The 13,137-nt window shown below is 35.9% G+C and carries 14 protein-coding genes; 5 read left to right on the top strand and 9 right to left on the bottom strand.

Going from position 1 to position 13,137, the window contains the following annotated elements:
* Positions 1–47: 47 nt before the first annotated feature.
* The 4 genes from spxA to LACWKB10_RS00645 all read right to left on the bottom strand — a co-directional run bounded on the left by spxA (position 48) and on the right by LACWKB10_RS00645 (position 2,944).
* Complete coding sequence (gene spxA, locus LACWKB10_RS00660; RefSeq protein WP_034977372.1) at positions 48–446, bottom strand: transcriptional regulator SpxA; 399 nt, start codon at positions 444–446, stop codon at positions 48–50.
* A 202-nt stretch (positions 447–648) separates the two neighbouring features.
* Positions 649–2,382, bottom strand: coding sequence for a phosphoenolpyruvate--protein phosphotransferase (gene ptsP, locus LACWKB10_RS00655; protein ID WP_034977369.1), 1,734 nt, complete (start codon positions 2,380–2,382; stop codon positions 649–651).
* Entirely contained in the window at positions 2,382–2,648 is a 267-nt protein-coding gene (locus LACWKB10_RS00650; protein WP_034977366.1) for a phosphocarrier protein HPr, read from the bottom strand. The genes ptsP and LACWKB10_RS00650 overlap by 1 nt, the downstream gene beginning before the upstream one ends.
* A 113-nt stretch (positions 2,649–2,761) precedes the next feature.
* Entirely contained in the window at positions 2,762–2,944 is a 183-nt protein-coding gene (locus tag LACWKB10_RS00645) for a hypothetical protein (protein ID WP_034977361.1), read from the bottom strand.
* Positions 2,945–3,114: 170 nt separating this feature from the next.
* Here LACWKB10_RS00645 and LACWKB10_RS00640 point away from each other — a divergent pair, with 170 nt between their 5' ends.
* Positions 3,115–5,310 carry an ATP-dependent Clp protease ATP-binding subunit gene (locus tag LACWKB10_RS00640; protein WP_034977795.1) on the top strand — a complete coding sequence of 732 codons (2,196 nt, stop codon included), beginning with the start codon at positions 3,115–3,117 and terminating at the stop codon, positions 5,308–5,310.
* A gap of 127 nt (positions 5,311–5,437) precedes the next feature.
* Positions 5,438–5,719, top strand: coding sequence for a DUF1827 family protein (locus tag LACWKB10_RS00635; protein WP_034977791.1), 282 nt, complete (start codon positions 5,438–5,440; stop codon positions 5,717–5,719).
* A 30-nt stretch (positions 5,720–5,749) separates the two neighbouring features.
* Here the strand turns inward: LACWKB10_RS00635 and LACWKB10_RS00630 are convergent, their stop codons facing one another.
* Both LACWKB10_RS00630 and LACWKB10_RS00625 read right to left on the bottom strand, forming a co-directional pair.
* Positions 5,750–7,321: a peptide chain release factor 3 gene (locus LACWKB10_RS00630; RefSeq protein WP_034977358.1), complete on the bottom strand. Its 1,572-nt coding sequence runs from the start codon at positions 7,319–7,321 to the stop codon at positions 5,750–5,752.
* Positions 7,321–8,193, bottom strand: coding sequence for a hemolysin family protein (locus LACWKB10_RS00625; RefSeq protein WP_034977355.1), 873 nt, complete (start codon positions 8,191–8,193; stop codon positions 7,321–7,323). Before LACWKB10_RS00625 ends, LACWKB10_RS00630 begins: the two co-directional genes overlap by 1 nt.
* 99 nt (positions 8,194–8,292) lie before the next feature.
* Between LACWKB10_RS00625 and LACWKB10_RS00620 the strand changes: the two genes are divergently transcribed.
* A complete protein-coding gene (locus LACWKB10_RS00620) occupies positions 8,293–8,754 on the top strand; it encodes a hypothetical protein (RefSeq protein ID WP_034977352.1) in 462 nt (153 codons plus the stop codon).
* On the opposite strand, the gene LACWKB10_RS00615 is transcribed toward LACWKB10_RS00620, so the two are convergent.
* Positions 8,751–9,236: a hypothetical protein gene (locus LACWKB10_RS00615; RefSeq protein WP_034977349.1), complete on the bottom strand. Its 486-nt coding sequence runs from the start codon at positions 9,234–9,236 to the stop codon at positions 8,751–8,753. The genes LACWKB10_RS00620 and LACWKB10_RS00615 overlap by 4 nt on opposite strands.
* Positions 9,237–9,244: 8 nt before the next feature.
* A complete protein-coding gene (gene recX / locus LACWKB10_RS00610; protein WP_034977345.1) occupies positions 9,245–10,060 on the bottom strand; it encodes a recombination regulator RecX in 816 nt (271 codons plus the stop codon).
* A 122-nt stretch (positions 10,061–10,182) separates the two neighbouring features.
* On the opposite strand from recX, the gene rlmD reads away from it, so the two are divergent.
* Entirely contained in the window at positions 10,183–11,559 is a 1,377-nt protein-coding gene (rlmD, locus tag LACWKB10_RS00605) for a 23S rRNA (uracil(1939)-C(5))-methyltransferase RlmD (RefSeq protein WP_034977342.1), read from the top strand.
* A 242-nt stretch (positions 11,560–11,801) separates the two neighbouring features.
* Here the strand turns inward: rlmD and LACWKB10_RS00600 are convergent, their stop codons facing one another.
* Entirely contained in the window at positions 11,802–12,758 is a 957-nt protein-coding gene (locus LACWKB10_RS00600; RefSeq protein ID WP_034977340.1) for an alpha/beta hydrolase, read from the bottom strand.
* Positions 12,759–12,829: 71 nt separating this feature from the next.
* Between LACWKB10_RS00600 and LACWKB10_RS00595 the strand changes: the two genes are divergently transcribed.
* A complete protein-coding gene (locus LACWKB10_RS00595) occupies positions 12,830–13,114 on the top strand; it encodes a hypothetical protein (RefSeq protein WP_034977337.1) in 285 nt (94 codons plus the stop codon).
* The last annotated feature ends 23 nt before the right edge of the window (positions 13,115–13,137 follow it).

Genomic DNA, 13,137 nt, shown 5'->3' with positions numbered 1-13,137 from the left:
AGCGTTAGTTTAAAAACTAACGCTTTTATTTTAAACTTACCTGAATTTTATAAATCAGCTATCTTTTGCATTTCTTCAAGCTCAAGACGACGTACTTTTCTTGGTAAAAAGCGACGAATTTCATCTTCATTATACCCAACTTGCAAACGTCTATCATCCATAATGATTGGGCGTCTTAATAAACTAGGATTCTTTTCCACTAAGTCAAGCAGTTGGTCTATTGATAGATCATCAAGATTAACTTTAAGTTGTTGAAAGGCTCTTGAACGCGTAGAAATAATTTCTTCCGTACCGTTTTCAGTCATTCGCAATATTTGCATAAGTTCGTCTTTTGTCAGCGGCTCAGAAAAAATATTCCTTTCCTTAAACGGAATATCGTGTTTCTTTAACCAAGCCTTTGCTTTGCGACATGATGTACAGCTCGGAGATATATATAAGTTGACCATATATTTCACGCTCCTTTTAATTGTTTTCTAAATTATTATAACATACTACTTCTTTTTTGTAAGTAGTGTTTTTGATGACTAATTACATTCTTATGTTAAGTTCAAAACGTGAATATTCTGTGAACTTTTTGCCAAGAAAGATTAAAGAAATTAAAAAAGGATACAAAAACTTTAAGAATGTACCCTTTTTGAATATTAATATTTATTTATTTACTTTTTTCATTAAATCGCTAACTAATTTTTCGTTTTCTTCAGCAGTTTCTGAAACATAGCAAGCTTTATTTGCTAATTCTTTGATGTCATTAGTGTCAAGCTTCTTCATCAAACTTCTGATTCGTAAAATCGAGGTAGCACTCATTGAATACTCGTCTAAGCCCATTGACAACAGAATTGGGAACATGGTGCTGTCTCCAGCAGCTTCACCACACATGCCACACCAAATACCATTTTCATGAGCTGCATCAATTGTATGTTTAATCAGACGTAAAACAGATGGGTTTGCTGGTTGATACAGGTAAGAAACGTTATCATTACCACGATCAGCAGCCATTGTATATTGGATTAAATCATTAGTACCAATTGAGAAGAAATCAACTTCTTTTGCAAGTTGGTCGGCTAAAACGGCAGCAGCTGGAACCTCAATCATCATTCCAACTTCCAAATCTGAACCGATCTTAACTCCCTTTTCAACTAACTTGTCTTTTTCTTCATTTAAAATTGCTTTAGCTTTACGTAATTCATTAATGGTACCAATCATTGGGAACATGATACCTAATTTACCATAAGCAGATGCACGTAACAAGGCACGAAGCTGAGTACGGAAAATTTCTTCATTTTGCAGTGAAAGCCTAATTGCACGCACTCCCAAAAATGGGTTCATTTCTTCTGGCAAGTTCCAGTAGTCAAGGTGCTTGTCACCACCGATATCCATGGTTCTAATAATAACCTGCTTGCCATGCATGCCTTCAAGGACTTCTTTATAGGCTTCAAACTGTTCATCTTCTGTTGGAAAGTCTTTTGAATCCATGTACAAGAACTCAGTTCTATAAAGGCCTACAGCCTCAGCACCATTGTCATTCACACCCGGCATATCATTTGGCGTACCAATATTTGCTGCAATTGTGAATTTTTTACCATCTGCAGTTACTGAAGGTTCATTCTTTAACTTTTCCCATTCAGCTTTCTGCTTCAAGAAGTCAGCACTCTTTTGCTTATAGTCTGCAATCTCGCTGTCCGTTGGCTTAACGATAACATCACCGCTTAGACCGTCAACAGCAAGCGTATCACCATTTTGAACATCTTTTGTGATCGAGTCAGTACCAACAACGGCTGGTAATTCAAGAGAACGAGCCATAATAGCAGAGTGAGCAGTCCGACCACCAATGTCAGTTACAAAACCTTTAACAAACTTCTTGTTTAATTGAGCAGTGTCACTTGGGGTTAAGTCATGGGCTACCACAATTACTTCGTGATCAATTGATGCTGGATTAGGCAATTCTTTACCCAATAAATGAGCCATAATTCTCTTAGAAACGTCTCGCACATCAGCTGCACGTTGCTGCATGTATTCATTATCAGTCATGCCTTCAAAAATTGTAATGAACTTTTGAGCAGTTTCATCAAGTGCAGCTTCACTGTTAATTTTTTGCTCTTTGATTTCATTTTCGATGGCACCAGTAAATTCAGGATCGTTTAAAATCATCAGATGAGCTTCAAAGACCTGAGCTTCATCTTCACCTAAACTCTTCTTTGCGCTATCACGGATTTTTTCAACTTCAGCAGTTGATACTGAAATTGCCTTCTTATACCGTGTTAATTCACTTTCAACATCGCTAACTGTAGTTTTTGAAAATGAAAGATCAGGTTCAACCAAGAGATAGGCTGGTGCTACAGCAATACCATCACTTGCAGCAATTCCTTTTAATGTCTTGGTCATTATTCAGCTAAACCCTCTTTTTTCATTGTTTCAGAAATAGCATTAATTGCGTCTTTTTCATCATCACCATCAGCACTGATCGTAACATCAGCATTTTTACCAACTCCGAGTGACATAACACCCATGATTGACTTCAAGTTAACAGATTTACCGTTGTATTCCAAGTTGATATCTGAACCAAACTTAGAAGCAGCTTGTACTAGCAATGTAGCTGGACGAGCATGAATACCTGTTTCTGCAACAACATGAAAATCGCGTTTTTCCATTATATATATCTCCTTTTAATTCAAAAAATCAAAACGGTAATAAATACCTATTCGCTTACTTAGACTATCATTTTTTTGTGAATTAGACAACATAAATGTAACAGTTTACATCACTAAACTCCAGTCTTAGACTGCGAATAAATTATTTTACCACCCCGCAAAGCCTTTCCCGTTATGTTTTGCCTCTTACCAAAAGACCTTAATGCAGATTGAAATTCAAAAGCGTTTTGAGGATCAACTTCATAATGATCTAGTTCACCATCTGCCAACTGCTCAAGAATTTTTTGATAATCCAAATTTACCACCGCTTTTATCCTATATTAATTCAGCAATATTTTTGATTTTGCCTACATGTATTTTAGCATATTTACCGTACTTACAAATAATAAGATCCAAGTTTTAGCACTTGATTATTCCGAGTGCTAATTATATAATTTAGTAAACTGATATGAAAGGCGGTAATACAATGCTTTGTCAAAACTGTCAAAAACGACCAGCTTCCATTCACTTATTTGCAAAAGTTAATGGACAAAGTCGAGAAATTAATTTATGCGGACAATGTTATCAACAACTTAAACAACAAGGAAATATTAATATGAATAATGACAATAATGGCTTCTTTGGTGATTTCAGCGACCTGTTTAACTATAATGGCAATGCTGGAAATCCAGGAGACCCTAGAATGAATAATGGTGGACCTAACAATGGTAATAATGGTACCGGAGGTAGTCGTTCACTTTTAGATCAATATGGTACAGATCTAACTGCATTAGCAAGAAAAGGCAAAATTGACCCAGTCATTGGGCGTGATAAAGAAATTGCACGCGTCATTGAGATTTTAAACCGCAGAACAAAGAATAACCCAGTTTTAATTGGTGAAGCCGGAGTAGGTAAAACTGCTGTGGTTGAAGGCTTAGCTCAACAAATTGTTGATGGCTCGGTTCCTGCCAAATTACAAGATAAAAGAATAATATCATTAAACGTAGTTTCTTTAGTGCAAGGTACAGGTATTCGTGGCCAATTTGAACAGCGTATGCAGCGACTTCTTAAAGAAGTGGAAAATCATGATGACATTATACTATTTATTGATGAAATTCATGAAATTGTTGGCGCGGGGAATGCTGAAGGCGGAATGGATGCAGGCAATATTATTAAACCCGCTCTTGCCCGTGGTGATCTGCAACTAGTCGGTGCTACTACATTAAAAGAATATCGTGAAATTGAAAAAGATTCTGCTTTAGCAAGACGCTTTCAGCCCGTCGATGTTAAAGAGCCGTCAGTTCCAGAAACTATTCGGATTTTGAAAGGTATCCAAAAGCGTTATGAAGACTACCATCATGTACATTTTACTGATGATGCCATAAAAGCTGCTGCTGAATTATCTGAGCGTTATATCCAGGACAGATTTTTACCTGATAAGGCTATCGATTTGCTTGATGAAGCAGGTTCACGAATGAATCTGACAATTCCGTACGTTGATAAAGATAAAATGAAGGAACGGATTGATGCAGCACAAAAATTAAAACAAGAATCTTTAAAGAACGAAGACTATGAAAAAGCTGCATACTACCGCGATCAAATTGAAAAATATAATAAGATGAAGGATCAAAAAGTCGATCCAGACAAATCTCCTATTATTACCAGCAAGATTATGAATAAGATTGTTGAAGAAAAAACTGGCATTCCTGTGGGCGATTTGCAAAAGCAGGAAGAAAACCAGCTGCAAAATCTGGCACCAAACCTGAAAGCTCACGTCATTGGCCAAGACAAGGCTGTTGATAAACTGGCTCGGGCAATTAGGCGTAACAGAATTGGCTTTAACAAATCTGGTCGTCCAATAGGCTCTTTCTTATTTGTTGGACCAACTGGAGTCGGTAAAACTGAACTAGCTAAACAATTAGCAAGACAAATGTTTGGCTCAGAGAATGCTTTGATTCGTTTTGATATGTCAGAATATATGGAATCATATTCAGTCTCTAAGCTTATCGGGTCTGCACCTGGTTATGTGGGTTATGAAGAAGCCGGTCAATTGACCGAACGAGTTAGAAGACACCCATACAGTTTGATATTGCTTGATGAGATTGAAAAGGCTGACCCAGCTGTTATGAATCTATTTTTACAAATCCTCGATGACGGTCGTTTGACCGATTCTCAAGGTAGAACAGTATCATTCAAAGACACAATTATTATCATGACCTCTAATGCTGGTCAGGGAATTAAGAATACCAGTGTTGGTTTCGCAGCAGAAAATTCTAAGGATAAGCCGGATTCTGCCAGAAGTTCAATGAGTCAATTCTTCAAACCAGAATTTTTAAACCGTTTAGATGATGTAATTGAATTCAATGAATTAACTAAAGATGATCTGATTAAGATTGTTAATTTGATGCTTGACGATGTAAACAATATGGTTAAAAATCAGGGCTTACAGATTACTGTTAGCGACGATGCCAAGAAGAAACTTGTTGAAGAAGGCTATAATCCTGCTATGGGAGCAAGACCTCTGCGCAGAACTATTCAGGAAGAAATTGAAGATAAAGTTGCTGACTATAAGCTTGACCACCCTGCAGCAAAGAACTTACTAGCAAATGTTTCTGACAACAAAATTGTCATAAGCGAAAATGAAAATGTTGTAAATTCAGAAAACAGCAGTGATAATTACTAACTAAGTCAATTCTTATTAAGCATGGTTATTGTAAATTATGATAATCATGCTTTTTACTAAAGAAAAAAGTTTAGATTAGTTGTATACTAAAATAAAAAAGAGCTACTAGAAGAAACGGGTGAAATCCATGCATTTAATAGATGTAACCAATAGTTATAAGGACCTAGTTCATAGTCAACTAAATACGACTAACGTAAATTACGTCAAAGTTTACTCTCTAGGCAATACTTCCGTTATCTACACCGAAAGTGATAAAGCGATCGGAATTGTCTTGGAAAACCACAATCGCCGTGTACGCAAGGACGAAACAGATTTTGTCATTAAACGACTTATTCAGGAAAAAGATCCTATATATAAGTTGACAATTGATGAAAGCCAACATGTAATTGAAATCCATATCGATAAATAAAAAAAGCTGGTTTAAAAACCAGCTTTTTTGTTATAATTTTTCGGTTAATTTAACATCAGGATACTTATCTTTGAAAAATCGTTCAGCAAATTGATTTTCGAACAAAAATAGTGGTTGACCATAGCGATCTTTAACCAGTAGGTTTCGACTATTAGCCATGGCAGGATCCAGCTGTTCAGGGTCAATCCAACGGGCTACTCTATGACCAATATTAGTCATTTCAACATCAGAATTATACTCATTTTTCATTCTGAATTTAAAGACTTCAAATTGCAATTGACCGACTGCACCTAAGATATACTCATCAGTTTGATAATTTTGGTATAACTGAATTGCACCTTCTTGAACCAGTTGTACCATTCCTTTATGAAATGATTTCTGTTTCATAACGTTTTTAGCAGTGACCCTTACGAATAATTCCGGTGTGAATTCTGGCAGTGGTGGGTAAACCACTTTGTCTTTGCCGGCATAGATACTGTCACCTATCTGAAAATTACCAGTATCATAAAGTCCAACAATATCTCCTGCTACAGCATCCGAAACCTGTACTCTTTCGCTGGACATAAACTCTGTCGCATTATTTAACCTTATTGGTTTACCTGTACGAGCCAAAGTAACGTCCAATCCCTTTTTAAACTCGCCACTGCCAATACGAACAAAAGCAATGCGATCACGGTGATGAGGATTCATATTAGCCTGAATTTTAAACACAAAACCCGAAAATTCCGAATCATCAGGAGCCAGTTCTTCAGTTTCATTAACTGTATGACTTGCAGGTGCAGGAGCCAGTTGGACAAAGCTTTGCAGGAAAGTTTCAACACCAAAATTTGTTAAAGCAGAGCCAAAGAATACCGGAGTTTGATCTCCTTTAGCAATCTTTTGTAAGTCAAACTGGTTACCGGCTTCTTTAATTAATTCAATTTCTCCTAGTGTATCTTGAAATTGAGGATTTTGACTAAAGGGTTCACTGTCCGGCAATTTACCATCTTTATCTAGTGACAAAAAGCGGTCAGATCCATCTTTATGATACATTTCAATTTTGTTATTAGCGATATCATACAATCCCTGTAAGGTTTGGCCTGAACCAATTGGCCAATTCATAGCCACGCCTTCAATGCCCAGCAGATCTTCAAGTTCAGCAATCAAATCTAGCGGAGGTCTGCCGTCACGATCCAACTTGTTCATGAAGGTAAAAATTGGAATCCCCCTTTGTTTTACGACCTTAAATAATTTTTTAGTTTGAGGTTCAATACCTTTAGCAGAATCGATAACCATGACTGCTGAGTCAACTGCCATTAAAGTACGATAAGTATCTTCAGAAAAGTCTTCATGCCCAGGAGTATCAAGAATATTAATTCTCTTTCCCTGATATTCAAATTGCATGACGGAGCTGGTAACTGAAATGCCACGTTGCTTTTCAATTTCCATCCAGTCACTTGTAGCATAATGACCGCTTTTACGTGCTTTAACTGTCCCAGCACTGCGAATTACGCCACCAAAAAGAAGCATTTGCTCCGTGATCGTAGTTTTCCCTGCATCTGGGTGCGATATGATAGCAAATGTTCTTCTTCTTTTTACTTTGTCTAACAGTTCGTTACTCATTAAGTATTTTGTTCTTCTTTCTTTTTAGGTTTTGCTTCAGGTATAGTTAATAAAACTGTCATTAGTCTTGAACGCATCATTCTTCTGGTAGTTAAAACCATGCCATTGTCTAATTTGACTGAGAGTTTTTCGCCTTTTGCAGGAATTATACCTAATTTGGTAATCATATAGCCGGCAATGGTATCCACATCTTCCATTTCAAGATCCGTGCCAAATTGTTCATTAAAATCATCAAGAGGCATTTTACCATAAATGACAAACTTGTTCGGTGCAATCTGATGCACTAAAACCTCAGTTTGATCTACTTCATCATCAATATTACCGACTATCTCCTCAATAATATCCTCAATGGTTGCAATTCCGACAACTCCACCATATTCATCTGTCAAGATAGCTAATTGCTGCTGAGTTTGCTGCATTTCTACGAGTAGTTCTCTAAGTTCAGTTGTTTCTGGCGCAAAAAGAGGAGGATTCATTACATCATCGTAAGTAATTTTGTCAAAGCCCTTCTCCCAAGCTTTACGCAAAACTGTGCGAATATGAATGATACCAACTATTTTGTCCTTATCATGTTGATAAACCGGTATTCTGGAATATGGTTCACGCAGTATTTCTTTTAGATGATCCTGCAAACTTTCCTGGCAATCAACCATGAAAGCATCAATTCTGGGTACCATCACTTCACGTACCATCCGTCCCTGAAAATCCAAAACTGCATTTAACATTGAAAATTCATTGTCACTAATTTTCTTGTCTTTATGTAAATCTTCAATTTCTGTAATTAAGTGCTCTCTTGTTTCTTCATCATTTGTAGGGGAAAATTTATTTTTGAAACGCTCAAATAAATTCCCCTTGTCGGGGTCGCTAGCCATTTTATTGCTCTCTTTCTTAAAATAACGTATTAAATACCAACATTATATCATGTACGCAAACAATATGTTAGAATAGCACGTAAGAAATGAGGTCAAACTATGAAAAAAAGTCATGTCATACTTGTTTTCACATTTTTACTGTTAATTCCCTATCTGTGTAGTTTAACCATTATTGGTATTGGTTATGATGCTCTGGTTTTACATTCAGCTGATCTTTTTCGCACTAGTATTGGTGCAACAGTCGGTGCCTTAATTATGTTTGCAATTAAGGCAACGATTCAAAGACCGGTCGACTTGCTGGCAGTTGAAATAAACGATGGCTTCTTGAAGCAATTGCTACGTTTTTTCAGTATCAGAAGACGCTACCTTTTGCAAATTGCCAATGTAGTTTTAGATTTCATTCTTTGCTTTGCTGCCACTTTTGTAGTCAGAGAATTTTTAACACTAGATCAGATTGTAGGCAAATCAGTTGGTATCGTGATGCTGATCATGCTTTTGTCAACTTGTCTTGGTGCATATGTGGAGTATGATAACCTGTCAATTGATCCCAAACAACACTAATTTTTAAGACTGTCTTCAAGATATAATTCTTGGGTCAGTTTTTTTGTGTCTAAATTCAAGTTTTGCAAAATATAAGGAGTTAAACTATCTCCCGGATTTTGGTAAATTTTTATGCCTTCATCTGCAACAGCAGCTAAAAACTGTGAAATTACCATATTTAATGGTTGACTAAAAAAGGAAATGTTTTGATTAGTTTTTTCTTCAATTGCTACTTGAGTTTCAGGCAAAACAAATTTCATTAAACCTTGAGGAACTTTAATATTGTTTGGTGCAACAACACCATACCAATACATGAAATTTTCAGGACCAAAAACCACCATACAGCTCCTAGTATTTTTCAAATTGTTTTTGCTAATAAAATCTTGGAAAACTTGATTTTGTTCCATTTCCATGTTTGCCTGATTAAAAGTTTTTTGTTCATCCATCACTTGATCTGGAAAAGGACGACCAACGAATGTTACTTTTTTTTGCAGTTTTTTCATAAATTCTCCTAATATTCAGCTAATTCATCTAAAGGAATAATTTCGCCAGCAAGAAAGGCATCAATTTCGTTACTGGCAAATCCATGTGTGAAGAGATAATTACGTATTTTAATTTGTCTTTCGCTTTCTGGTAAACGCCGAAAACGCTTATATGCTTTTATGCCCTGCTTTTTTAAGGCTTCTGTTTGGTCTTCATCATTTTGTGGTAAATCAATTTGAGCAATTATTGTGCTGGCCAGAGAACTGGAGAAGCCATGACTTAATAATTTCACCGTCATTTTTCGTTCCAGCTCACGTTTTGCTAATTTGCCTACTTTGCTTCTCATTGATTTGAGCACTCTTTTGCCTGCATCCAGCCACTTATCGTCATCTACTTCAGCTAAAGCATTGTCAATTATTTCAGGATCAATTCCTTTTTGTCTAAGCTTATTGCTTAAACTAAGTGGTCCATCAGTACCTATACGTAAATCTTGTCTAATCATCAATTGAGCGTACTTGGCATCATCTAAAAAACCCATTTCTGTCAGCTGACTAACTGCTGCTTGTGCAGGTTCATTGTCAATGTCATGTTTATTAAGGTATTGTAGAACTTCAAAAACTGTTCTGGGTTCATAACTTAAAAATTTAGTTGCAATATTAGTTGCTTTAGCATCTGTATCAAATTGTTTAATTTCCACAATTTGTTCTTCAGAAAGCTCCTGCCCTTTTAAGAGCATAAACTCAGCCACAGTTTGTTCAGCAGCCGAAAAAGAATATTTGCCGTCTAAAAAGATATTAAAACGACCAGGTCTTTTTTGGCTACTGACTTTAGTAATTATTGCCATAGTGACTCACCTTTCCACTCCCTAAATCCATGCTAGCAAATTTTGCTCTTTCTTGCTAAAAACTTTTTCCAGGGAGTACAATAAATTATTAACATTTAATATTTTATTGTAGAAAGAAAATTATGTACAAGAAATTTAACCAAAATAATCCAAAAGATAAAGATATTATTATTACAATTAAAAGACTAGGAATCAATGGTGAAGGCATCGGCTATTACCGCAAAAAAATAATTTTTATTCCCGGTGCCCTGCCTAATGAAGTAGTTGTTGCCAAAATTATTACAGAATACCCACGCTATATTGAAGCTGAGCTTGTCCGCATTAAGGAAAAAAGTCCTGATAGAGTACCTTTCCCCACTAATGTCAATCCAGAAATTGGTGGACTCGAACTTGCTCATTTAGATTATCCTAAACAGCTTGAATTCAAACGTGACAATGTTCTTGAAGCTCTTAAAAAATATCATCCACGCGGTTACAGCAAGTATAAAGTTAAAAAAACAATTCCGGCTCCAGAAGAATGGCATTACCGCAATAAAGCTCAATATCAAATTGAACAATCTCATGGTCAGACCAGTTTAGGGCTTTTTGCACCTAACTCACACGAACTGTTTGATTTGCCTGAAATGCCAACTCAAAGTGAGGCAACCCAAGACACCGAACGTAAAATTAAAAGTTTAGTGGAAAAATTGCACATTAGAATTGCAGATCCTTTTCGGCACTCTGATGGTCTTAAGACCATTGTAGTACGTCAAGCCTATGCTACTCACGAAATTCAAGTAACTTTAATTATCGTAGGACATAGCCTTAAAAATATTAATCAACTTGCAAAAGAAATTATAAGGCTTCCGGATGTGGTTAGTGTTTATCAAAATGAAACTGATTGGCGCAACCCACAAGTCTGGGGCAACAAAACCACTAAAATAGCAGGTAAAAATCAAATCACTGATGAAATTTTAGGCAAAAAGTTTGCCTTGTCACCGCGAGCATTTTTTCAGTTAAACCCGGTACAAACTATTACTTTGTATTCACTCGCACTTAAATTTTTAGATTTGAGTCCAGATGAAACGCTGATTGATGCTTACAGTGGTGTGGGAACGCTGGGAATTTTGGCATCAGATCAAGTCAAGCAGGTTATTGGCATTGAAACTATTCCTGAAGCAGTTGCTGACGCTAATCATAACGTGGAATTAAATCATATCAAAAATGCTAATTATATCCAGGGAAGTGTAGAAAAGATTTTACCTGAACTAGTAAAAAATGGCGTTCCAATTGATGCGCTGATTGTCGATCCGCCCCGAACTGGTCTAGCGAAAAGTTTGATCAAAACCCTGTTGAGAGTAAAACCCAAAACGTTTGTTTACATTTCCTGTAACCCATCTACTCTCGCTCAAGATTTAGTTCTTTTAAGTGAGGCATACAATGTCAGATTGATTGAAAATGTCGACATGCTACCCCAAACACCTAGATGTGAATGTGTCGTTAAACTTACTTTAAGATAAATAAAAAGTAAAATAGTTGTCGCAATCAGCGACAACTATTTTTGTGGATCGGGTGTCAATTGAGAATATTTCTTGAGATAAAATCCTCATATACAAATATATAAAACTTTACAAATTTTCGCGATAAACTTGTCATTTTAAAATTAGATAACAAACATATTATGGAGATAGAAATCTTGTAACCTTAACCACACTTTAATAATAGCAGACAAATGTAAGCGCTAGCAAATAAAATGCATAGTTTACTTCACATATTTAGCTAAAAATGTCGCAACACGTCTTTTATATTCCTTTGGATGCTTTGAAAATGACTTGGCATGTTTAGCTCCGGGAGCTACCCATATTTCCTTTGGTCCTCTGGTAGCATTATAATTAGGATAGACCATTTTAGTTGGTACAAAATTATCACGGCTGCCATGAATAAACAGCATTGGTCTATGATTTTTATGTAACTGTTTAACACTAGAGGCATTACCCATGAAATAGCCAACTTTTATCTTATTAATGCCACTTAGAATTTCAACTAGTGGAAAACGAGGAAAAGCAGGCATATTGTACAAGACTCCTGCTTCATGCTCAATTTCATCCTTGACGCTGGTATAGCCACAGTCTTCTACAAACGCTTTAACTTGATGAGGAAGTTTAAGCCCACTTGTCATCATGGCAGTTGCCGCACCCATACTTAAGCCATAAATTACTACCTGTTGGTTCTGCCCATATTTTTGCAATAAATACGAGACCCATTTTTTTACGTCATCTTTTTCCGGCCAACCATACCCAATGTATTTTCCTTCGCTCTTTCCCTGAGCTCTCGGATCTGGAGTTAAAGTATTATAGCCTAATTGATGAAACAAGGCATCATATTCTCCCATATCTTCTTTCGTGTCCATATATCCAGGTAAAACAATAGCTGTCTTGTTGGAAGTTTTGTAAGGAATAAAATTTGCGTCTAATTTGAATTTTTCATCAGCTGATTCAATATACCACTTTTGTTTAGCAGTTTTTTTAAACCAAATTTTTTCACGGTAAAGAGGATCTGACTTCTTGATTACTTTACTTGAAGAACTTAAAAAACTTTTTTTACCTGGTACACATGCCACTTTAAAGAAATAGTAACCTGCTCCTGTAAATAATACACATACTAGTAAGATAATAATAATTGATGAAAGCCATAGCTTTTTATGTTTTAATTTTTTCAATTAGTTCAGCCACCCTCACTAAAATAATATCTTATAGTATAACATTTTAAATTTGTATAGGAATATTAAAAATGAGATTAACAGATTTATTACAATTAACCAATGATCTAAGCAACCAAACTAACTTGTATTTAACTATCGGTCAAAAAACCATTCCTTTGGCAAAAGTAAAAATTTCAAGCAGTGAATGCTTGCTTTTTCCAGGAAAAAAGTCACTTACAAAAGAAAAATTGATTAACTTGGTTAAAAATATTCACGGTCGCAGTATTCCGATATTTATTTATAATCAAAAAGAGAGAATTGCTGTTTATGGTATTCAAATTTTACCTGATCAAAATGGAGTTAGGCTAACCTAAAAAGGCTGCCGTTTGGCAGCCTT

The organism is Lactobacillus sp. wkB10 (assembly GCF_000760615.1).
Taxonomy (GTDB): domain Bacteria; phylum Bacillota; class Bacilli; order Lactobacillales; family Lactobacillaceae; genus Lactobacillus; species Lactobacillus huangpiensis.
This window is presented reverse-complemented; position numbering and strand designations above follow the sequence as displayed.